Origin of the sequence: Cryobacterium arcticum (assembly GCF_001679725.1) — a bacterium.
Classification (GTDB): Bacteria; Actinomycetota; Actinomycetes; order Actinomycetales; family Microbacteriaceae; genus Cryobacterium; species Cryobacterium arcticum_A.
Genome location: NZ_CP016282.1, coordinates 131,517 through 153,086 on the forward strand (window position 1 = coordinate 131,517; position 21,570 = coordinate 153,086).

Sequence of the window (21,570 nt, forward strand, 5' to 3'; positions counted from 1 at the left end):
GCTAGGAGGCGGCGCTGGAGATGTCGGTGACGCCGGCCACGCCCGGGGCCGTCGGCAGGCCGGTGACGCCGGCCTCCGGCAGGGTCACATCGATGCCGAAGAGAGCGTCAAGCCCGCCCAGGAACGCATCCTGCTCACCCGCGCGGGCGAGTTCGCGCGACCGCACCATGGGGGTGTGCAGCAGTACCCCGGCCAGGTGCCGCAGCGCCGACTCGGTCTGCTCGCTGTTGTCGCCGCGGGCGTGGGCGCGCTCGATCTCGGCGTCGAGGATGTCGAAGACGTAGGAGCGCAGCGCCACGACAGCGGGGGCCAGGCTCTGCTCCTCGGCGACGGCCGAGAACTTGCGGGCGGCGCGGTCGACCAGGCGGCGGGCCTCGCTGGTGGCGTTGAGTTCTTCGAGGGGCGCGTGGATGCGGATGGTCTCCAGGTCGAGCAGCTCGACGCCGGTCACCTCGCTCACGTCCGGGTCCACATTGCGCGGCAGGCCGAGGTCGATGACCAGCTGGCGCGTGGCCTCCACGTCTCCGCCCATCGGGCAGGAGCGCACCGGCGCGGCGGATTCGGCGGCCGCGGCCGTCCGGGCGGCCACGAGGGCGCGGCCGGCGAGCAGGATGCCCGCATCGATGACGTGGTGCTCCACCGTGGTGCAGGTGAGGATCAGGTCGGCCAGCGCGGTCTCGGCGGCCAGCGCATCGGCATCCGTGGCGAGGGCCTGGATGTCGTGCGAGGCGGCGAAGCGCTCGGCGCGGCCGGAGGGGGAGTAGACGCGCACATCGGTGACGCCCAGGTCGCGGAGCGCCGCCAGCGAGGCGCCGGCGTACCGACCGGTGCCCACCAGCAGCACGCGGGTGTGCGCCCAGTCGGTGACCCGGCTCTCGGCCAGTTCGAGCGACAGGCGCACGAGCGAGCGCCCGGCGGCGCCGATGCCGGTGCGGTTCTTCACCCCGCGGGAGGTCTGTGAGGCACGCTGGAACAGGCGCTCGAGCTCGGGGCTCGTGGTGCCGGCCGCGCGGGCCTCTTCGAGGGCGCGGCGCACCTGACCGGCGATCTCGCCCTCGCCCACCACCACGGACTCGAGTCCGCTGGTGACCGCGAAGAGGTGCTCGGCCACACCGTTGCCGTGCACGAGGTCGAGGGTGTCGCGCAGCAGTGCGGCGCTCACCCCGGTGCTCGCGCTCACGGCGTCGATCGCGGCGTACACCGCGGGAAGGGGGGAGACGCCGAAGGGTTCGTCCAGGTCGAGGTAGGCCTCGAAGCGGTTGCAGGTGGCCACCACCACGGCGCCGCTGAGCGCGTCATGCCCGGTGAGCATTCCGCCCGCTGCCTCGTCCGCGCCGACAGAGAGCTTTTCGAGCACGTCGAAGCTGGAGTTCTTGTGGTTCGCGGACAGACAAATCAACACCGGTCAATTCTACGTTGTGTAGTGCGGCACCTCGAATCGTTCCCGGAGCGGATGTAGGGGAGAATCGAAGGTGATGAATCTCGACGCGACGCACCCACTCTCTTCCGGCCTCACTTCCGACTCCCGGCTCGTGCGGGCGTACCAGGGCACCCGTCCGGACGTCACCCCGGTCTGGTTCATGCGCCAGGCCGGCCGTTCGCTGCCCGAATACCGGGAATTGCGGGTGGGCACCCGCATGCTCGACGCCTGCCTCGACCCGGAAATGGCCAGCGAGATCACCCTGCAGCCGGTGCGCCGGCACGGCGTTGACGCCGGCATCCTGTTCAGCGACATCGTCGTGCCGCTCAAGCTCGTGGGCGTCGAGGTCGAGATCGTCGCCGGCAAGGGCCCGGTGCTCGCCCAGGCTGTGCGCACCGCGGCGGATGTCGAACGCCTCACCGCGCTCGACCCGGCCGTGCTCGACACGGCACTCGCTCCCATCAGCCAGGCCGTCGCCCGCACGGTTGCCGAACTGGGCTCCACCCCGCTGATCGGCTTCGCCGGGGCGCCGTTCACCCTGGCCGCCTACATCGTCGAGGGCGGCCCGTCCAAGGACCACATCCACGCGCGCACCCTCATGCACTCCGACCCCGACGCCTGGGCCGCCCTGATGGCCTGGACCGCCGATGTCACCGGCCGGTTCCTGCGCGCCCAGGTGCTCGCCGGAGCCAGCGCCGCCCAGCTTTTCGACTCCTGGGCCGGCGCGCTCTCGCTCGACGACTACACGCGCTTCGTCGCCCCCGCCTCCACCGCCGCGATCGGGCACGTCCGAGACCTCACCTTCGTCGAGACCGTTGGCGACCTGGCCGCGGACCCCGAGTCGGTGCGCCGCAACGTGCCCGTCGTGCACTTCGGTGTCGGCACCGGCGAGCTGCTCAAGGCCATGCACGGCATCGGAGCCGACGTCGTCGGCGTGGACTACCGGGTGCCGCTCGACGAGGCCAGCCGGCGCCTGGGCGGAGTGGTTCCCGTGCAGGGCAACCTCGATCCAGCCCTGCTCAATGCCCCGTGGCCGGTTCTCGAGGCGCATGTGCTCGACGTGCTCGAGCGCGGCCGCACGGCGCCGAGCCACGTGCTCAACCTCGGCCACGGCGTGCCGCCGGAGACCAACCCGGATGTGCTCACCCGGGTCGTCAACTTCGTGCACGAGACCAGCGCCACCCCCTCACTCGCGCTCTAGCGCACAGCTCTCACACGCACAGTGCCGGCGGCGCGGACGTCGCGGGCGGAAAGCAAGGACATGTTGGACGTCATCGTCATCGGCGGAGGTGTCGCCGGCCTGGTGGCTGCCCGCGAGTGTGCCCACCTCGGGCTGAACGTGCTCGTCCTGGAGGCCGCGGACGTCGTCGGCGGCGCCGTGGCCGGCCACGAGGTCGCCGGTCTTCCGCTCGACGCCGGGGCCGAGAGCTTCGCCGTGCGCGGCAACACCGTGGCGGCGTTCGTGGCCAACCTGGGTCTCGCCGACCAGATCGTCGAACCCAACCCGACTGGCGCCTGGCTGCACCTGCCGCCGCTTCGCTCCGGCGGCGCCCCGATGTCGGTGCCGCTGCCGAAGGCCGGGGTGCTCGGTATCCCCGGGTCGCCGCTGGCCGACGACGTGCGCCGCGCGATCGGCTGGTCCGGGGCTCTGCGCGCGTACGCCGACCGGCTGATGCCGGTGCTCAAGATCGGCCGGGAGCACAGCCTCGGTGAGCTCGTGCAGAAGCGGATGGGCAGCAAGGTGCTCGACCGTCTGGTCAACCCGGTCGCCGGCGGGGTCTACGCCACCAATGCCGTCGACCTCGAGGTCGACGTGGTCGCGCCCGGGCTCAACCGCACCCTCACCACGGCCGGGTCGCTCTCCGGTGCCGTCACGGCCATGCGCATCGCAGCCCCGGCCGGGTCGGCCGTGCGCGGGCTCCGCGGCGGCATGCACCGCCTGGTCGACACGCTCGTCGAGGACCTCGAGCGGTTCGACGTCGAGATCCGCACCGGCACCGCGGTGGCCTCCTTCCGCCCCGTCGACACGTCGACCGTCGCCGAGGACGGCACCGACACGCCCGTGCGCAGCTGGCTCATCGAATGCGCCCCCGCCGCCGAGGCGCCCGCCACCGTGGCTCCGGCCGCATTCCCGACCACGGATGCTGTCGCTCCCACCGCATTCCCGGCCACGGATGCCGACGCTCCCATCCCGGCCGAGCCGTTCACCCTCGAGGCCCGTCACGTGATCCTGGCCGTGCCCGCCGCATCCGCCCTGGCCCTACTGGCCCCGCTCGGCGCCGAGTACGCCGACCTGGCCGCCCTCGACTGGCCGGCCCCGGCCGCCGTGGAGCTGGCGACCCTGGTGCTCGACGCGCCCGCCCTGGACGCGCAGCCGCGCGGCACCGGCGTTCTCGTCGCGGTCGGCACCCCCGGCGTCACGGCCAAGGCGCTCACCCACATCACCGCCAAATGGGAATGGATCGACGCCCTCACCCCGCAGGGCCAGCACGTGGTGCGGCTCTCCTACGGGCGCGCCGGTGCACCGGTGCCCACCCTCGACCTCTCCGACGACGAGTTCATGCACCTCGCGGTCCGCGATGCCGCCGCCATCCTCGGCGTCGATCTCGCACCGGAGCAGGTGCGCGGATTCGCCCGCACGCTGTGGAGCGACGGCCTCTCGCCGGCCACGATCGGCGCGCCGGAGCGCATCCGCCAGGTCCGCGATGTGATCGAGGGCACGCCGGGCCTGGATGTCACGGGCGGATGGCTGTCCGGAACCGGGCTGGCCTCGGTGATCCCGGACGCCCTCGCTGCGGGTATCCGCGCCCGGCGGGCAGTGCTAGACCTCTGATCAGGGGCTGATCGCTCGCGGCGCACATGTTCCTCTCTCGATCGGGGGGTTACGCTGGGAATACATGAACGTAAAGGAATGGAGTCACAATGCGGGGAAAACTTCTTTTCATCACAGGTGGGCTCGTCGGCTACGTGCTGGGCGCCCGCGCCGGTCGTAAGCGCTACGACCAGATCGCCTCTGCCGCGTCCGACCTGTGGCACCGTCCACCGGTGCAGCGCCGCGTGAACGAGGTACGCGACTTCGCCCTCGAGCGCGTCGGCGACGTGCCCGGCGTGTTGTTCGAGGCCGGTAAGAAGGTCGTCTCTGCCGTGCAGAACAAGACCGACAAGGGCCAGGATGCCGCCCCAGGCACGGCCGGCAGCGCCACCGCAGCCACCAAGGCCGCGGCCTCCGCCACGAAGTCGGCCAAGGCGGCAGCGACGTCGGCCACCTCAGCGGCCGCGTCCGCGAAGGACGCCGCGACCGAGCCGACCGCGCAGTAATCTCACGACGACAGTCCAGGAAGGATGCCAGTGAGTACCAGCGGGTATAACCCCAAGAGCAAGCAGTCCCTGTTCACGCTCCTCAGCGAGCTCCCGGGTCAGATCACCGCCCTGGTCAAGGCTGAGATCGACGCCTTCAAGGCGGACATCTCCGGCAAGGCGAAGAATGTGGGCATCGGCCTCGGCCTGTTCATCGGCGCGGCCGTGTTCGCTTTCCTGGCGGTCATCGTGTTCATCGCGCTGGCCGTCATCGCCCTCGATCTGGTGCTGCCGCTCTGGCTGTCCGCGCTCATCGTGGCGGTCGCCCTGCTCCTGATCGCGGTGATCCTGGCCCTGATCGGGCTCAACCGGGTCAAGAAGGGCACCAGCCACGACCCGGAGGGCGTGACGGCGAGCATCCAGAAGGACGTCGACGCATTCAAGGGAGTTGGCCAGTATGACCACCGATAACACCGCGCCCCGGTCCGGCTCCGCCAAGGCCGTCGAGGCCAAGCCCGAGCACCACAGCACGGGCGAGTTGCGGGCCGAAGCGGCCCGCGCCCGGGCCGAACTGGCCGGGACCCTGGACGCCATCGAGTACAAGCTCAACGTGCCCAAGCAGATCAAGATCAACACCCGGCGGTTCACGTTGGGCCTGCACCGCCTCGGCGACGAGAACCCGACCGCCCTGGCGGGCATCGCCCTCGGCGCCGCCGCCGTGGTGGGAACCGCGGTCTGGTGGGGCGTGAAGACGGTCCTCGACCGCCGCTAACCGGTAACTGACCGGGAAGAATTCCGGGATCGGATCACGTCGATCCTGAGGGAGGGTGCTGAGCTTCGGCCAGCACCCTCCTTTTCTTGCGCGGCGGGACTCCATCCGGCAACGATTCGGGCCTACTTTTGGCTCTCCGAGCAAAGCGGTGGAGACTAGTAGACATGACTCACCCGGCTGCCGGAGAGGCAGTAGACATGACCGTGCCCACACCCGATTCCCACACCTCGACAGAGGCTGAACCCACCGAGGCTTCCCCCTCCGGATTCACCCTCTTCACCGTGCTGCGCAAGGACCCGCGCAACCCCGACGACCTCGACGGCCGTGACGTTCCGCGTTTCGTGGACGAACTCGACGGCATCGTCGCCCTGGTCGAAGCCGAGGGCGTGACCGTTCGCGGTTTCTACGACGTCTCCGGCCTCCGCGCCGACGCCGATGTGATGATCTGGACGCACGCCGACGAGGCCCAGACCCTGCAGTGGGCCAACCGGGAGCTCCGCCGCAGCCGCCTGCTCAAGAGCCTCCTGCCGACCTGGAACGCCATGGGCGTGCACCGCGACGCCGAGTTCAACAAGAGCCACGTGCCGGGCTTCCTGCGCGGCATCGAGCCCAAGGGCTGGCTCACCGTCTACCCGTTCGTGCGCAGCTACGAGTGGTACCTGCTCCCCGAGGCCGAGCGCGGCAAGATGCTCGCCGACCACGGCCGCAAGGGCGCCGCGTTCCGCGGGGCCATCGCCAACACCGTCTCCTCGTTCGCCCTCGGCGACTACGAATGGCTCCTGCCGATCGAGTCCGACGAGCTCACCGAGCTCGTCGACCTGATGCGTGAGCTCCGCGCCACCGATGCCCGCATGCACGTGCGCGAAGAGGTTCCGTTCTACACCGGTCGTCGCATCACCACCGCCGAACTCGTGGAGGTGCTGCAGTAATGACGAGTTACGACGCCATCCTCCTCGCCGGTTTCGGCGGACCGGAGGGCCAGGACGATGTGATCCCGTTCCTGCGCAACGTCACGCGCGGCCGCGGCATCCCCGAGGAACGCCTCGAAGAGGTCGCCGTGCACTACCGGCACTTCGGCGGCATCAGCCCGATCAACCAGCAGAACCGGGTGCTGCGCGCCGCGCTGCAGGCCGAACTGGACCGCCGCGGCATCGACCTGCCGGTGATCTGGGGCAACCGCAACTGGGCGCCCTACCTGCCCGACACGATCGCCGAGGCGCACGCCGCCGGCCAGGACCGCCTGCTCGCCATCGCGACCAGCGCCTACAGCTCGTACTCCGGCTGCCGCCAGTACCGCGAGGACTTCGCCCAGGCGCTGGACACGACCGGGCTCACCGGCACCGTGCAGATCGACAAGATCCGCCAGTTCTTCGACCACCCCGGCTTCGTCACCCCCTTCATCACGGGTGTGCGCCAGGGGCTGGCCGACATCGAGGCCCAGATCCCCGGCATCGACCTCGCCACCGAGGTCGAGGTGCTGTTCTCGACGCACTCGATCCCGTCGACGGATGCGGCCAAGAGCGGACCGGCCGAGCGTGGCTTCGGCCCCGACGGAGCCTATGCCGCCCAGCACCTGGCCGTGGCCGATGTGATCATGCAGGGCCTCACCAGCCCGTGGCAGCTGGTGTACCAGTCCCGCAGCGGACCGCCCAGCATGCCGTGGCTCGAGCCCGACATCAACGACGCGATCGCGCTGCTGCCCGCGCGCGGCATCCGTGCCGTCGTCATCGTGCCGCTCGGATTCGTCAGCGACCACATGGAGGTCATGTGGGACCTCGACAACGAGGCCACCGAAACGGCCAAGGAACACGGCCTGTTCTCGGTGCGCGTGCCCACGCCCGGCGCGGACCCGGTCTACGTGTCCGGCCTGATCGACCTGGTCGAGGAGCGGCTGAACGACGTGCCGCCCGCCGACCGGCCCGCCCTGACCAATCTCGGCCCCTGGTACGACGTGTGCCGGCCGGGCTGCTGCGAGAACGTGCGCCTCGGCTTCAAGCCCGCGGTCGCTGGTATGGCACCGTGAGCGTCATCCGCGTCGGTACCCGCGGCAGCGCCTTGGCGATGGCACAGACCACCGCCGTGGCCAACCGCATCCAGGCGGTGACCAACGGCGAGGTGGAGATCATCCCGATCACCACGCACGGTGACGTGTCCCGGGAATCGCTGTCCAGCCTCGGCGGTACGGGCGTTTTCGCCAGCGCCCTGCGCGAGGCGCTGTTGAACGACGAGTGCGACGTTGTGGTGCACTCCTTCAAGGATCTGCCCACCGACCCGTACGCCGGCCTCACCATCGGTGCGACGCCCAAGCGGGCCGACGCGCGCGACGTGCTGTGCGCCCGTGCCGGCTTCACCCTGGCCACCCTGCCGGAGGGTGCCCGCGTGGGCACCGGTTCGCCGCGCCGAGCCGCCCAGCTGCGGGAGCTGCGCCCCGACCTCGAGGTCGTCGACATCCGCGGCAACGTGGACACCCGGCTCGCGCTCGTTGCCGACGAGAGGCTGCACGCCGTGGTGCTCGCCGCGGCGGGCCTTGGCCGGCTGGGCCTGCTCGAGAACATGGCCACCGAGTACCTCGAGCTCTCCGACTGGCCCACAGCGCCCGGACAGGGCGCACTGGCGATCGAGGTGCGCGACGGCAAGCCCGAGCGCCTGCTCGCCAAGGCCCTCGCCGTGCTCAACCACGCCACCACCCAGGCCACCGTCGCGGCCGAGCGCCAGGTGCTCGCCCGCCTCGAGGCCGGTTGTGCCGCCCCGATCGGCGCGACCGCCGTGCTCGATGACGGCCTGCTCTTCCTCACCGCCACCGTGTACAGCCCCGACGGCACCCGACGCATCACGGCGTCGCACGCCGCGACGCCCGAATCGCACGCCGTGGCCGACCTGCAGGATGCCGCCCTCGATGTGGCCGACCGTGCCGCCCGTGAGCTCCTGGCCGGCGGCGCCGCCGAAATCGCCCCCCTCACGGTGACCTCGTGAGCGGCACCCGCCACAACCCCGACAAGCCCCTGGCCGGCTGGCGCGTCCTCGTGCCCCGCGGCGGGCCCTGGGGCGACCAGGTCGCCGCCAACCTGCGCTCCCGCGGAGCGCTTCCCGTCGTGGCGCCCATGATCAACTTCGCGCCCACCGACGACGCGCCGGCCCTCGAGACCGCCCTGGCCAAGCTCGCCGCCGGCGAGTTCGACTGGATGACCGTCACCAGCGCCACCACGGTCGACGTCCTCTCGTCGCACCGGGCCGTCGTGGCTCCCGGCACCCGCATCGCCGCGGTGGGGGAGACCACCGCCGCCGCGCTCGTGGCCGCCGGCTACCACGTCGACATCGTCCCGTCGGAGGACAACTCCGCCAAGGGCCTGCTCGAGGACTGGGAGGCCGCCACCCACGGCGTCATCCCGCTGCGCGTGCTCACCCTGCGCTCCGAGATCGCCAAGCCGTTGCTCACCGAGGGTCTGCGCCGCATCGGCCACGAGGTCGAGTCGGTCGTCGCCTACCGCACCGTGGGCGTGCCGGTCTCCGACCGGGTCGTCGCCGACGTCAAGGCCGGACGGGTGCACGCCGTGCTGGTCACCAGCGGAAGTGTCGCCCAGCAGGTGCAGGAGCAGCTCGGCCCCATCCCCGAGACCACCCTGATCGCCTGCATCGGCCCGCGCACGGCGAAGGATGCGGCGGCCATCGGCCTGCGCGTCGACGTGATCGCCGACGAGCGCAGCGCCGAGTCCCTCATCGAGGCCCTCGTGCGCCTCGCCCCCCGCGACCTGTAACAGGCGCGACACCAAGGCCCGACCGGCCGCCGCTCCCGCTCTCAGGCGGGAGGCCTAGGCTGGTCGGGTGATAAACCCCGTCATCCGCCCGCGACGTCTGCGCAGCACCCCCGCACTCCGCCGCCTGGCCAGCGAAACCCGTGTCCACCCCGCCGAGCTGGTGTTACCGCTCTTTGTGCGTGAGGGCAACGAATCCACCCCGATCTCCTCGATGCCCGGCATCGTGCAGCACAGCATCGACGGCGCCCGCCGCGCCGTGGCCGAGGCCGCAGCGGCCGGCATCGGCGGCGTGATGCTCTTCGGCGTTCCCGCCGTGCGCGACGCCACCGGCACTGGGGCCACCGACCCCGACGGCATCCTGAACGCCGCCACGCGCGCCGTCGTCGCCGAGGTGGGCGACGCCCTGGTCGTGCAGACCGACCTGTGCCTGGACGAATTCACCGACCACGGCCACTGCGGCGTGCTCGCCGCCGACGGCTCCGTCGACAACGACGCCACTCTGCTGCGCTACAACGACATGGCCCTCGCTCAGGCCCAGGCCGGCTCGGCCCTGCTCGGCCTCTCCGGCATGATGGACGGCCAGGTCGCCTCCGTGCGCGCCACCCTCGACGCCGCCGGTTACGCCGACACCGCCGTGCTCGCCTACTCGGCCAAGTACGCCTCCGCCTACTACGGCCCGTTCCGCGAGGCCGTCCAGTCCACCCTGGTCGGCGACCGCCGCACCTACCAGCTCGACCCCGCCAACCGCCGCGAGGGCGTGCGCGAGGCCCGCATCGACATCGACGAGGGCGCCGACGTCGTCATGGTCAAGCCCGCGGGCAGCTACCTCGACGTGCTCGCCGAGGTCGCCGCCATGAGCTCGGTGCCCGTCTGGGCGTACCAGGTCTCCGGCGAGTACGCCATGATCGAGGCCGCGGCCGCGCAGGGCTGGATCGACCGCCGCCGCGCCATCGAGGAGTCGGTGCTCAGCATCCGCCGTGCCGGCGCCGACGCGATTCTCACCTACTGGGCGGTCGAACTCGCCGCCTGGCTCACCGAAACGGATGCCCGATGACCCGCACCACCCACAACGACGAGCTGTTCGCCCGCGCCCAGCTCTCCATCCCCGGCGGCGTCAACTCGCCGGTGCGGGCCTTCCGCTCGGTCGGCGGCACCCCGCTGTTCCTGGTCAAGGCCGCCGGTGCCTACGTGTTCGACTCCGACGGCCGCGACTACGTCGACCTGGTCAGCTCCTGGGGCCCCGCGATCCTCGGCCACGCGCACCCCGCCGTGGTCGCCGCCGTGCAGGAGGCCGCCGCACTCGGGCTCTCCTTCGGCGCCTCCACCCCCGGCGAGACCGTACTGGCCGAGCTGATCAAGGGCCGCGTCGGGGCGATCGAGAAGCTCCGGCTGGTCTCCACCGGCACCGAGGCCACCATGACGGCCATCCGCCTTGCCCGTGGCTTCACGCAGCGTGACCTGCTGATCAAGTTCGCCGGGCACTACCACGGCCACTCCGACGGCCTCCTGGCCGAGGCCGGCTCCGGCCTGGCCACGCTCTCGCTGCCCGGCTCCGCCGGCGTCACCGCGGCCACCGCCGGTCAGACCCTGGTGCTGCCGTACAACGACCTCGACGCCGTACGCGCCGCTTTTGAGGCGTACCCCGGCCAGATCGCAGCGGTGATCACCGAGGCCGCCGCCGCCAACATGGGTGTCGTCGCCCCGGATGCCGGCTTCAACGCCGCACTGTGCGACCTCGCCCACGAGCACGGCGCGCTGCTCATCGTCGACGAGGTCCTCACCGGGTTCCGGGTGAACCCGGGCGGCTACTGGGCGCTACAGGCCGAGGAGGGCGAAACGTACACGCCCGACCTGTTCACCTACGGCAAGGTCATCGGCGGTGGCCTGCCGGTCGCCGCGCTCGGCGGCCGGGCCGACGTGATGGACTTCCTGGCCCCGGCCGGGCCGGTCTACCAGGCCGGAACGCTCTCGGGTAACCCGGTGGCCGTGGCCGCCGGTATCGCCACCCTCACCGCCGCTGACGCCGCTCTGTACGCCCGGCTCGACGAGACCGCCGAGCTGCTCTCGGAGGCCGTCTCGAGCGCGCTCTTCGCCGAGGGTGTGGCGCACAGCGTGCAGCACGCCGGCAACCTGTTCAGCTTCGTCTTCGGCCAGGAGGCTGCGGTCACGCCTCCGCGCAGCTACGCCGAGGTGCAGCGCCAGGAGGCGTACCGCTACGCGCCGTTCTTCCACTCGATGCTCGACCAGGGTGTTTCCCTGCCGCCGTCGGTGTTCGAGGCCTGGTTCGTGTCGGCCGCGCACGACGGCGACGCGATCGGACGCATCCTGGAGGCCCTGCCGGCCGCCGCGAAGGCAGCCGCCGAGGCCCGTCCGGCCGTCTAGCCGCTCCGATCCCGCCCGCCCGGTTGCACCGCCGCCACCAACTGTTGCCGCAACGGCAATTGCACCCGGCGTACCGGGCGCGGATGTCCGCACGGCTAACGGTTGGCGGCGCTGTGGGCAGATCCCACCGCGGCGGCGTTACGCCTTTGTGAGATTGCGACAGGGGGATTGCCAGCCGGACCGGGCAGACTGGGAGCATGGCTTCCTTGCGAGTGCACCCCGACCGGCTGGAGATACACCTGACGCCCGCTGAGAAGACGCTGGCTCTCCGCCGGGAGGACCTGGTGATCTCCCGGGACACCATCCGCTCGGTGACGATCACGGATGACCCGTGGATCTGGGTGCGCGGCATCCGTGCCCCGGGCGCCCTCGTGCCGCTGGTGCTCGCGGTCGGCGTGTGGAAGTTCCACGGCGGCAAGGACTTCCTGGCCATCAAGCGCAAGCGCCAGGCCGTCGTGATCGACCTGACCGGCGACGACTTCGCCCGGGTGATCCTGTCGACCAACCACGCGCCCGACCTCATCGCCTCGCTCAAGCTCGAGCCCACCGAAGCCGCCGATGTGGCGGACGAGACGGTGACGGATGCCGCAGCCTCGGATGCGACCGAGCCCGCCGATGCGGCCGCCGAGCCGAGCACCCCGGCCAAGCCGGCCAAGCGAGTGCGGACGCCGAAGGCCCCGAAGCCCGCCGCGCCCGCTGAGGCCGCCGACACGGCCGAGACGCCCGCACCGGCAGCGCCCGTCAAGCGCGCCCGCACCGCGAAGCCCGCCAAGCCAGCCAAGGCCGTCACGCCGACCGAAGCAGCCAAGCCCGCCAAGGTGGTCGCACCGACCGAATCCGCCGCCTCTGCGAAGCCCGCCAAGGTGGTCACACCGACGGAGTCCGCCGAGTCCGCGAAGCCCGCCGAGGCCGTCAAGCCGGCCAAGGTCGCCAAGCCCACCGAGCCGGCCCCGGCGGATGCAGTCCCAGCCGTCGCCCCGGAGGCGAGCGCGTAGCTCGACCCGACCGGCGCCGGAGCAGAGGTAGGAACCGAGCCCGGGTCAGCGCACCGTGCTGGCGCGCACGTGGATGCGCTCGCCCTGGTGGCCGAACAGGCTGAGGATCTCCGCCGGCTCAGGGCCTGCGCTGCCGAAGGCGTGCGGCACCCGGGTGTCGAATTCCGCGACCTCGCCCACCCCGAGGATCATGTCGTGCTCGCCCAGCACCAGCCGCAGCCGGCCACTGAGCACGTAGAACCAGTCGAAGCCCTCGTGGGTACGCTGCTCGAGCACGTCGGCGCTCGTGCGTCCGGGCAGGATCTGCTTGTACGCCTGCAGCCCGCCCTTTTCCCGGCTCAGCGGGATGAACGTCGTGCCGTGCCGCGTAAACGGCCGCTGGTCGAGCCGCGGGTCGTCGTCGGCGGGGGCGCGCACGAGATCGTCGATGGTCACGTCGTGGGCGCTCGACAGCGCGAGCAGAAGCTCCAGCGTGGGGGTGCGCTGCCCCGACTCGAGCCTGGACAGGGTGCTCTCCGAAATGCCCGTCGCGGCGGAGAGCTGCGCCTGGGTGCGCCCGCTCTGCAGCCTGAGCTCGCGCAGCCGCGCGCCGACGGTCTTCAGAACGGATGCCGGTTCGCTGGTCATGCCCCCATCATGCCAGTTCAGCAAGCCTCCTTGCCATTCCGTCGGGCATGGACGTTGCCCCGCTCGTTGGTTGAGCTTGTCGAAACCTGGTGACCCGGCCTGCGGATGCCGCGGCAGCGTTGCAGAGGCCGGCTCGCGGGGTCTCGACAGGCTCGACCGCCGTGTGGCCGCGCTCCCGAGTTCGGTTCGCGACGTTCCTGTACGACGCCCCCCACACGCTGGTTGAGCTTGTCGAAACCTGGTGACCCGGCCTGCGGATGCCGCGGCAGAGTTCGAGAGGCCGGCTCGCGGGGTCTCGACAGGCTCGACCGCCGTGTGGCCGCGCTCCCGAGTTCGGTTCGCGACGTTCCTGCGTGACGCCCCCCACACGTTGGTTGAGCTTGTCGAAACCTGGTGACCCGGCCTGCGGATGTCGCGGCAGCGTTGCAGAGGCCGGCTCGCGGGGTCTCGACAGGCTCGACGGCCGTGTGGTCGCGCTCCCGAGTTCGGTTCGCGACGTTCCTGCGTGACGCCCCCCACACGTTGGTTGAGCTTGTCGAAACCTGGTGACCCGGCTTGCGGATGCCGCGGCAGCGTTGCAGAGGCCGGCTCGCGGGGTCTCGACAGGCTCGACCGCCGTGTGGCCGCGCTCCCGAGTTCGGTTCGCGACGTTCCTGTACGACGCCCCCACACGTTGGTTGAGCTTGTCGAAACCTGGTGACCCGGCCTGCGGATGCCGCGGCAGCGTTGCAGAGGCTGGCTCGCGGGGTCTCGACAGGCTCGACCGCCGAGACCGCCGAGACCGCCGAGACCGCCGAGACCGCCGGGACCGCCGAGACCGCCGAGACCGCTGAGACCGCTGAGACCGCCGGGACCGCCGGGACCGACGACACTGCCGAGGCAGGGCGGGAGGTCAGCCCAGCCGGTCGAGGAACTGGATGGAGCGCTCGAGGATCAACTCGGCGAACTCCTCGTCGTACTCCTCGAGGCTGGAGTCGGCGATGAGGTGGCCGCCGGTCGGGTAGATGAACAGCTCGGCCGCCCCGGCCTCGTCGACGAGGTCCTCGGCGTCGTCGAGTTCGACCCACTCGTCGCCGCTGCCCACGTGCACCTGCAACGCCACAGTCCCCGGCCAGTCCGATCCGAACGAGCCCGCCGGCACACCGCCGTGGTACAGCAACGCCCCGAGGGCACCCGGGCGGGTCTGGGCGAGCTTCTGCGCCGGCAGGGAGCCCAGCGAGAACCCGGCGTAGACGGTGTCCGGCGGCAACGCATCCGTGGCCTGTGTGCCGCGCTCGATGATGGTCTCCAAGCCCAGCTTCTCGGCGTGGGCGACCCCGGCATCGATCGAGTCGAAGGTGAGGCCGTCATAGAGGTCGGGCACGACCACGTCGTGACCGGCATCCCGCAGCCGCTGGGCGAATTCCGCCACCCCGTCGGTGAGGCCTTGGGCGTGGTGGAAGAGGATGACGTGGGTCACAACGGTCCTTTCGGCAGGGTGGCGCTGCGGCGCGGCCGGAGCTCTGCGCTAAGCGGCCAGGAACAGGATGAATCCGATCAGCGGCAGCGTACCCTGGGTCAGCGCGGCCCGGACCTTGCCCGGTCCCGTCGTGGTGAGCACGATCGCGGCCGTGAACATCGACGCGGTGCTGAAGAGGATCAACGCGGTGCCGGCGTCCCGGGGGCCGCCGAAGTAGAGGAACAGGCCGATGGCCGCGCCCACCGCCAGGAACAGGTTGTAGAACCCCTGGTTATACGCGAGCACCTTGGTCGTCTCGGCGTCGGCCTGGCTGGCCAGACCGAAACGCTGCCAGATCTTCGGCCGGGTCCACCACGCGCTCTCCATGAGGAAGATATACACGTGCAGGACTGCCGCGAGGGCGACGAAAATTGAAGCGAGGATGGCCATCTCTGCAGCCTAGCCGCCCGGTTCCGGTGTCAGCGGGTTACATCCACCACCGTGCGGCCGTGGATGCGGCCGGCCAGGATGCGTTCGGCGGCCGCGAAGGATTCGTCGAGCGCGATGACCTCGGTGAGGCCGTCGAGCAGCCCGAGGTCGAGGTCGGTGGCCAGGCGCCCCCAGGCCTCTTCGCGGAGGGCGAGCGGCGCCTCGACCGAGTTGATTCCGGCCAGCGTGACGGCGCGCAGGATGAACGGCATCACGGTCGTGGGAAGGTCGGCGCCCTGGGCCAGACCGCAGGAGGCCACGACCCCGCCCTGATGGGTCTGGGCCAGCACGTTGGCCAGGGTGTGGCTGCCGACGGAGTCGACGGCACCGGCCCAGCGTTGGGTCTGCAGCGGCTTTCCGGGCTCGCCCAGGGTGTTCCGGTCGAGGATCTCCGCGGCACCGAGGCCCCGCAGGTAGTCGCCGAGTTCGTCACCTCGGCCGGTGGAGGCGACGACGCGGTACCCGCGCGCAGCGAGCAGGGCGATCGCGACGGACCCGACGCCGCCGGCCGCGCCGGTCACGAGCACGTCGCCGGACCCGGGCAGCACTCCGCCGCGCTCGAGCGCGAGCACCGCGAGCATCGCGGTGAACCCGGCCGTGCCGATGGCGGCCGCGCGCACGGGGCTCAGGGCCTCCGGCAGTCGCACGAGCGACGCGCCGGAGATCCGGGCCCGTTCGGCCAGGCCGCCGTGGTGGCTCTCGCCGATGCCCGACCCGTTCAGGATCACCCGGTCGCCGGCGCTCCAGCGGGGGTCGTTGCTCGACTCCACGGTGCCCACGAGGTCGATGCCGGCGATTAGCGGCCAGACCCGGGCCACGCCGGGCCGGCCCATCAGCGCCAGGCCGTCCTTGTAGTTGATGCTGGAGAACTCGACGGCCACGGTGACGTCGCCATCCATGAGGATGTCGTCGGTGACCGTGGTCAGCGCAGCGGACTGGGTGCGCTTACCCGATTCATCCTCGGTACGGTCGACGACGATGGCGCGGAATTCGGGAGCAGACATGCCTTCACCCTAGACCTGGCGCGGTGCTGCCGGCCGGATCAGGTCACGTCCCGCTTCCAGCTCACCAGGTAGCCGAACCCGGTGGCGAGCAGCCCGTACGCCAGCAGCACGAGGCCACCCTGCCAGCTCGCCAGCACGGCCCCGCCCGGGCTGGCGAGGGTGAAGAAGCTCGCCCCCACGAGCGCGTCGGAGGCGGCGCCGGGCAGGAACTTGCCCACATCCGCCGTCACCTGGGTGAACGACGACGCGAAGCGCAGCAGCGGTTCGACGAACTGGGTGAACGCGAGCACGATCACGATCGACGCGACCTGGCTGGGCACAAGAACGCCCAGGCCCACGCCGATGACGGCCCAGAGTGCCATGGCCAGCACGGTGCGGCCGATAAGCGCCCAGGTCGCCGAGTCGGCGAGCAGCGGGTCGATGCCGAAGCCGTTGAAGACCAGGGCGCCGACGCCCACGGATGCCGCCAGCGCGACGACGCCGAAGGCCGCACCGACCACGAACAGGGCGATGGTCTTGGCGCTGAGCACCCGGGCGCGCAGGGGTGTGGCCAGGAAGGTGGGCGTGAGGGTCTGGTGGCGGAATTCGCCGGTGCTGGCCAGGGCGCCCAGCAGCACCGGGAAGACGTAACCGACCGAGGCGGCGAAGCTGTAGATGAGCGGGGGCAGGCTGCCGAGCCCGGCCAGGCTGCCGCCACCGCCGGTGTTCACGGAGTCCGAGCTGATGGCGCCGCTGTCGATGCCACCGAACAGGGCGGCGAGGCCGCCGGCCAGGAGGGCGATGTAGCCGAACAGCACCAACGCGAGGATCCACCACATGCGGGTGGTGAGGATCTTGCTGAATTCGGCGGCCACGGGGCGCAGGATCAGGTTCACAGCGATTCGCCTCCGTCGACGAGGGCGAGGAAGGAATCTTCCAGGCCGGCCTTCTGCCTGTGCAGCACGTTCAGTTCCACGCCGGCGGCGAAGGCTATGTGGCCCACCTGGCCGGGGTCCGGCACGGCCACGATCAGGCCCGTGCGGCCGGAGGTGAACTGCAGGTTCGCCGCGGTGAGCGCGGCCACGAGGGCGTCCCGGTCGGGGGAGTCCACGATGACCTGGGGGGCGATGTTGGTGTCCAGGCTGGACAGCGGTCCGGAGTGCACGAGTTCGCCCTTGGCGATGATGATCACGTCGTCGACGCTCTGCTGCACCTCGCTGAGCAGGTGCGAGCTCACCAGCACGGTGCGGCCCTCCGCGGCCATGCTGCTCAGGAACCCGCGGATCCACTTGATGCCCTCGGGGTCCAGGCCGTTGATCGGTTCGTCGAGCACGAGCACGCCGGGGTCGCCCAACAGTGAGTAGGCCAGGCCCAGGCGTTGGCGCATACCCAGGGAGTAGCCGCCGACGCGCTGGTCGGCGTGCTCGGCCAGGCCCACCTGGTGCAGCACCTCGCCGACCCGGGTGCGGGGCAGTCCGGCGGCGATCGTGTACACGCCGAGGTGGTTGGCGGCCGTGCGGCCGGGGTGGAAGCTGGCGGCTTCGAGGGCCGCTCCGACGGTGGCCAGCGGCCGGGGCAGGTCCCGGTAGCGCAGCCCGCCGAAGGTGGCAGTGCCGGACGTGGGGGCCACCAGGCCCAGCAGCATCCGGAGGGTTGTGGTCTTGCCGGCTCCGTTCGGTCCCAGGAATCCGGTCACCCGGCCAGGCTCGACCGTGAAGGAGAGGTCGTTGACGGCCGTGACTTGCCCGAACCTCTTGGTGATATTGCTGAATTCGATGACCGAGCCGATTGGCATCAGTGTCCCCTCTGTCGCTAGCGCCAGTTTATGGGGAAAACGGGCCGGTCCGCCCGGGTTTTTTGCACGGATGCCGGTCCAGCGCGGCCAAAGTCGGCTACGCGCGCAGGAATTCGGCGATCGTGGCCAGCAGGGTGTCGATCTCCGTGGCCGTGCTGTACGGGGCCAGGCCCACCCGCAGGCCGCCCGCATCGCCGAGGTCGAGGTGGCGGGATGCCTCGAGTGCGTAGAACGACCCGGCCGGAGCGAGAATCCGCCGTTCGCTGAGGAACTGGGCCGCGTCGGCGGCGGTGCGCTCGGCGAAACCGACCAGAACCGTGGGCGTGCGATCGGCGGCCCGCGAGTACAGGGTCACCCCGGCCAGCGCGGCCAGTCCGGCTTCGAGCCGTTCGCGGAGGGAATCCTCGTGCGCCTCCACCTGCCGGAGCGACGCGCGCAGGCGCTCCCGGCGGCTGACGCTGGGGCGTGAGGTGCTGCCGCTGGCCAGGTCGCCCAGGCCGGCGAGGAAGTCCACGGCGGCCGTGACACCCGCGAGGGTCTCGTAGGGCAGGGTGCCGAGCTCGAAGCGCTCCGGCACCACATCCGTGGAGGGCAGCAGCTTGTCGGGGTGGATCCCCTCGAGCAGGGCGGGGTCGGCGGCCAGGACGCCGCAGTGCGGGCCGAAGAACTTGTACGGGGAGCAGACGAAGAAGTCGGCGCCGAGCGCGGCCAGGTCCACGAAGGCATGCGGAACGTAGTGCACCCCATCAACGAACAACCGGGCGCCGGCCGCATGCACCACGTCGGCGATCTCCGCGATGGCCGGTCGGGTTCCGATCAGGTTGGATGCGGCGGTGACCGCGACCAGGCGCGTGCGGTCGGTGAGCACCGCGGCGACGGCGGATGCGGGCAACTCGCCCGTGCTCGGATCGAAGTCCATCCACACCACGGTGGCGCCGACGTGTGCGGCGGCCTGCACCCACGGGCGGATGTTGGCGTCGTGGTCGAGGCGGGAGACCACGATCTCGTCACCGGGCGCCCAGTCGCGGGCGAGGTGCCGGGAGAAGTCGTAGGTGAGCTGGGTGGCGCTGCGGCCGTAGACGATGCCGAGCGGGTCGGCGCCGAGCAGGTCCGCCATCGCGGTGCGGAAGCCGGTGACCGCGTCGTCGGCGTTGCGTTCGGAGGGGCTGCGCCGGCCGCGGATCGACAGCGGGCCGGTGAGGGTGTCCATGATCGCCTGGCCGACGCTCACGGGAGTCTGCGTGCCGCCCGGGCTGTCGAAGTGCACGGTGCCGGCGGACAGGGCGGGAAAATGGGCGCGGATCGTTTCGACGTCGTAGGTCACCCTGCCATCCAAGCATTGATCGGCCGACACCCCGCCGCGCGTGGGGCGACCGAACTAGCATGGGCGCATGCCAGAGACCACGGCGGGGCCCTCCGTGCGGCGGCGTGTGTCGTTCGGGGCGGTGCTCGACGGGTTCTTCTTCGTCCTCGCCGGCTTTGCGTCGGTGTGGCTCGCCGTGCTCCTGGCCACCGAGAGCCTGGGGCTGGGCTGGGGGGTGCTCTGGTTCGCGGTGCTGTTCTGGGCGTTGCTGGCCTACCTCGTGCTGCCGCGCCTGCACCGCATCCTCACCCGGCTCTACGTGCCCGACTACTTCATCGGCCGCACTCGCACGAGCGACGGCCTGCTCGGCGACCCGGTCAACCTTGCCCTCACCGGCAGCGCCGACCAGGTGCACGCGGCGCTCGCCGCGGCGGGCTGGACCCGGGCGGATGACGTGACCCTCGCCTCCAGCTGGCGCATCGTGACATCGACAGTGCGTCGGCGCAGCTATCTGCAGGCACCGGTGAGTCCACTGTTACTCTTCGACCGGATCCAGGACTTCGCCTATCAGCAGGAGGTCGAGAACAATCCGGCCAAGCGTCATCACGTGCGGTTCTGGCGCTGCCCGGACGGCTGGATGCTGCCCGGCGGCCACCGCGTGGACTGGCTGGCCGCCGGCACCTTCGACCGGGCCGTGGGGCTCAGCCTGTTCACCCTGCAGGTCACCCACAAGATCGACGAGCACACCGATGTGGAGCGTGACCACATCGTGGCCAGCATCCGCGCCGCCGTGCCGCAGACCCGGATCGTGCTGCTGCGCGATTTCGCCAGCGGCTACCACTCCCGCAACGGCGGCGGTGACAGCATCCAGACCGACGGCGACCTGCCGGTGATCGACTTGCGCGGCCTGTCCGTGGCCGGCAGGCCCGGCGGTGAGGCTGTGGGCGAGGCCGGATCGGTGGTCGAAGTGACCGGGCTGTCATGAGCGACATTCGCTCCCCGCGCGGCAAGCGCCCGGCGTCGGTGGTCGGCGGGGCGCTGCTGATGGCGGTGCGCGCGTTCTCCGGCGCCGCCGTGATCGTCACCGTGCTGGCGTCCTGGGACACCTATGCCGCCACGATCGTGATCAACGGCGAGCGGCTCGGCGGCGTCGACCCGCAGGCCGCGGGCGCCGTGCTGGGCTGGCTGCTCGGTGCCTACGCGGTCTACCTCGTGCTCTACCTCGGCCTGGCCGTGCTGGTGCTCATCGGCCACAACTGGGCCAGGGTGGTGGCCATGTCGTTCGCGTCGCTGAGCATCCTGGTCTCCTTCGCCGACTACGCCCTCAACGGTGCCGAGATCACGCTGCGCACCTCGCTGGCGGGAGTCACGGTCGACATCCTCATCCTGCTCGCGCTGTCCAGCGCGAACGCCCGGCACTTCGCCCGGGCCCGGGGAGAGGCCCGGGCCGGGCGCTGAGCCTCTCAGCCGGCGAACTCCACGGGGTCGGGCCCGATGCGGGAGTCGGTGTTGAGAGCGTCGATGCGTCGCAGATCGTCGGCGGAGAGGTCGAAGTCGAAGACCGCCAGGTTCTCGGCGATGCGGCTGGGCGTGACGGACTTGGGGATCACGATCCGGCCCTGCTGCAGGTGCCAGCGGAGCACGACCTGGGCGGGGCTGCGGTCGCTGCGACCCGCGATCTCGGCGATGACAGGGTCGGCCAGCAGGCTGCCCTGGGCCAACGGGCTCCAGGCCTCGGTCCGGATGCCGTGGGCCTCGTTGGCGGCCCGCACCCTGGTCTGCGTGAGCCGCGGGTGCAGCTCCACCTGGTTCACGGCCGGCACGACCAGCGAGGCGTCCACGAGACGCTCCAGGTGTTCCGGCTCGAAGTTCGAGACGCCGATGGCGCGCACCCGGTTGTCGGCCAGGAGCTGCTCCAGGGCTCGCCAGGTCTCGAGGTAGAGGTCGTTCGCCGGGGCCGGCCAGTGGATGAGGTACAGGTCGACATGGTCGAGGCCGAGAGCGGTGAGGCTGGCCTCGTGGGCGGCGATCGTGGACTCGAAGCCCTGGTCGCTGTTCCACAGCTTGGTCGTGATGAACAGTTCGTCGCGCGGGATGCCGGATGCCGCGAGGGCGCGGCCCACGCCCGCCTCGTTGCCGTAGATGGCCGCGGTATCGATGCTGCGGTACCCGGCGTCAAGGGCGGCGGCCACCGCATCCGTGGTTTCGGCGTCGGGAACCTGGAAGACGCCGAAGCCGAGCTGCGGGATTCCGACGCCGTTGTTCAGGGTGATGGTGGGGATGCTCATGCGGTTGTCCTTTGAATCTGGGTGCG

At 71.1% G+C, this 21,570-nt stretch carries 23 protein-coding genes; 14 read left to right on the forward strand and 9 right to left on the reverse strand.

Going from position 1 to position 21,570, the window contains the following annotated elements; translation table 11 throughout:
• Window position 1 precedes the first annotated feature (1 nt).
• Window positions 2-1,402, reverse strand: coding sequence for a glutamyl-tRNA reductase (locus PA27867_RS00590; protein WP_066591744.1), 1,401 nt, complete (start codon window positions 1,400-1,402; stop codon window positions 2-4).
• Between the two features lie 73 nt (window positions 1,403-1,475).
• Here PA27867_RS00590 and hemE point away from each other — a divergent pair, with 73 nt between their 5' ends.
• The 12 genes from hemE (at window position 1,476) to PA27867_RS21015 (ending at window position 12,621) form a co-directional block, all read left to right on the forward strand.
• Entirely contained in the window at window positions 1,476-2,621 is a 1,146-nt protein-coding gene (gene hemE, locus PA27867_RS00595; RefSeq protein ID WP_066591747.1) for a uroporphyrinogen decarboxylase, read from the forward strand.
• 60 nt (window positions 2,622-2,681) lie between these two features.
• Window positions 2,682-4,253, forward strand: coding sequence for a protoporphyrinogen/coproporphyrinogen oxidase (locus PA27867_RS00600; protein WP_066591750.1), 1,572 nt, complete (start codon window positions 2,682-2,684; stop codon window positions 4,251-4,253).
• An 89-nt stretch (window positions 4,254-4,342) separates the two neighbouring features.
• A complete protein-coding gene (locus PA27867_RS00605; RefSeq protein WP_066591751.1) occupies window positions 4,343-4,738 on the forward strand; it encodes a hypothetical protein in 396 nt (131 codons plus the stop codon).
• Between the two features lie 30 nt (window positions 4,739-4,768).
• The gene (locus PA27867_RS00610; protein ID WP_167550808.1) at window positions 4,769-5,188 is read left to right on the forward strand and encodes a phage holin family protein; all 420 of its coding nucleotides are present in this window, start codon (window positions 4,769-4,771) and stop codon (window positions 5,186-5,188) included.
• Window positions 5,175-5,489, forward strand: coding sequence for a DUF3618 domain-containing protein (locus PA27867_RS00615; protein WP_084020510.1), 315 nt, complete (start codon window positions 5,175-5,177; stop codon window positions 5,487-5,489). The genes PA27867_RS00610 and PA27867_RS00615 overlap by 14 nt, the downstream gene beginning before the upstream one ends.
• A gap of 197 nt (window positions 5,490-5,686) precedes the next feature.
• Window positions 5,687-6,418, forward strand: coding sequence for a hydrogen peroxide-dependent heme synthase (hemQ, locus tag PA27867_RS00620; protein ID WP_066591755.1), 732 nt, complete (start codon window positions 5,687-5,689; stop codon window positions 6,416-6,418).
• Window positions 6,418-7,512: a ferrochelatase gene (locus PA27867_RS20480; RefSeq protein ID WP_066591758.1), complete on the forward strand. Its 1,095-nt coding sequence runs from the start codon at window positions 6,418-6,420 to the stop codon at window positions 7,510-7,512. The genes hemQ and PA27867_RS20480 overlap by 1 nt, the downstream gene beginning before the upstream one ends.
• Window positions 7,509-8,462 carry a hydroxymethylbilane synthase gene (hemC, locus tag PA27867_RS20485; RefSeq protein ID WP_066591760.1) on the forward strand — a complete coding sequence of 318 codons (954 nt, stop codon included), beginning with the start codon at window positions 7,509-7,511 and terminating at the stop codon, window positions 8,460-8,462. Before PA27867_RS20480 ends, hemC begins: the two co-directional genes overlap by 4 nt.
• Entirely contained in the window at window positions 8,459-9,244 is a 786-nt protein-coding gene (locus tag PA27867_RS00635) for a uroporphyrinogen-III synthase (protein WP_066591763.1), read from the forward strand. The genes hemC and PA27867_RS00635 overlap by 4 nt, the downstream gene beginning before the upstream one ends.
• Window positions 9,245-9,314: 70 nt before the next feature.
• Window positions 9,315-10,298 carry a porphobilinogen synthase gene (gene hemB, locus PA27867_RS00640; protein ID WP_420480702.1) on the forward strand — a complete coding sequence of 328 codons (984 nt, stop codon included), beginning with the start codon at window positions 9,315-9,317 and terminating at the stop codon, window positions 10,296-10,298.
• Window positions 10,295-11,626, forward strand: a complete 1,332-nt coding sequence (gene hemL / locus PA27867_RS00645; RefSeq protein ID WP_066591769.1) for a glutamate-1-semialdehyde 2,1-aminomutase — start codon at window positions 10,295-10,297, stop codon at window positions 11,624-11,626. Before hemB ends, hemL begins: the two co-directional genes overlap by 4 nt.
• Before the next feature lie 197 nt (window positions 11,627-11,823).
• Window positions 11,824-12,621: a hypothetical protein gene (locus PA27867_RS21015; protein ID WP_208857281.1), complete on the forward strand. Its 798-nt coding sequence runs from the start codon at window positions 11,824-11,826 to the stop codon at window positions 12,619-12,621.
• A 45-nt stretch (window positions 12,622-12,666) separates the two neighbouring features.
• Here the strand turns inward: PA27867_RS21015 and PA27867_RS00655 are convergent, their stop codons facing one another.
• The 7 genes from PA27867_RS00655 to PA27867_RS00685 form a co-directional block, all read right to left on the reverse strand.
• A complete protein-coding gene (locus PA27867_RS00655; RefSeq protein WP_066591775.1) occupies window positions 12,667-13,248 on the reverse strand; it encodes a helix-turn-helix domain-containing protein in 582 nt (193 codons plus the stop codon).
• 892 nt (window positions 13,249-14,140) lie between these two features.
• Window positions 14,141-14,707 carry a dienelactone hydrolase family protein gene (locus PA27867_RS00660; protein ID WP_066591778.1) on the reverse strand — a complete coding sequence of 189 codons (567 nt, stop codon included), beginning with the start codon at window positions 14,705-14,707 and terminating at the stop codon, window positions 14,141-14,143.
• Window positions 14,708-14,755: 48 nt separating this feature from the next.
• Window positions 14,756-15,136 (reverse strand): DUF1304 domain-containing protein, encoded by a 381-nt coding sequence (locus PA27867_RS00665; RefSeq protein ID WP_066591781.1) that lies wholly within the window; start codon window positions 15,134-15,136, stop codon window positions 14,756-14,758.
• A 29-nt stretch (window positions 15,137-15,165) separates the two neighbouring features.
• On the reverse strand, window positions 15,166-16,179 hold the full coding sequence (locus tag PA27867_RS00670; RefSeq protein WP_066591784.1) for an MDR family oxidoreductase: 1,014 nt from the start codon (window positions 16,177-16,179) through the stop codon (window positions 15,166-15,168).
• 38 nt (window positions 16,180-16,217) lie between these two features.
• Window positions 16,218-17,054 carry an ABC transporter permease gene (locus PA27867_RS00675; protein WP_236900779.1) on the reverse strand — a complete coding sequence of 279 codons (837 nt, stop codon included), beginning with the start codon at window positions 17,052-17,054 and terminating at the stop codon, window positions 16,218-16,220.
• Complete coding sequence (locus tag PA27867_RS00680; protein WP_066591786.1) at window positions 17,051-17,953, reverse strand: ATP-binding cassette domain-containing protein; 903 nt, start codon at window positions 17,951-17,953, stop codon at window positions 17,051-17,053. The genes PA27867_RS00675 and PA27867_RS00680 overlap by 4 nt, the downstream gene beginning before the upstream one ends.
• Before the next feature lie 97 nt (window positions 17,954-18,050).
• On the reverse strand, window positions 18,051-19,277 hold the full coding sequence (locus PA27867_RS00685) for a cysteine desulfurase-like protein (RefSeq protein WP_066591788.1): 1,227 nt from the start codon (window positions 19,275-19,277) through the stop codon (window positions 18,051-18,053).
• A gap of 67 nt (window positions 19,278-19,344) precedes the next feature.
• Between PA27867_RS00685 and PA27867_RS00690 the strand changes: the two genes are divergently transcribed.
• Window positions 19,345-20,241, forward strand: a complete 897-nt coding sequence (locus PA27867_RS00690; RefSeq protein WP_084020513.1) for an LssY C-terminal domain-containing protein — start codon at window positions 19,345-19,347, stop codon at window positions 20,239-20,241.
• Window positions 20,238-20,714, forward strand: a complete 477-nt coding sequence (locus PA27867_RS20075; RefSeq protein ID WP_084020514.1) for a hypothetical protein — start codon at window positions 20,238-20,240, stop codon at window positions 20,712-20,714. Before PA27867_RS00690 ends, PA27867_RS20075 begins: the two co-directional genes overlap by 4 nt.
• A gap of 5 nt (window positions 20,715-20,719) precedes the next feature.
• On the opposite strand, the gene PA27867_RS00695 is transcribed toward PA27867_RS20075, so the two are convergent.
• The gene (locus tag PA27867_RS00695; protein WP_066591792.1) at window positions 20,720-21,544 is read right to left on the reverse strand and encodes an aldo/keto reductase; all 825 of its coding nucleotides are present in this window, start codon (window positions 21,542-21,544) and stop codon (window positions 20,720-20,722) included.
• Between the last annotated feature and the right edge of the window lie 26 nt (window positions 21,545-21,570).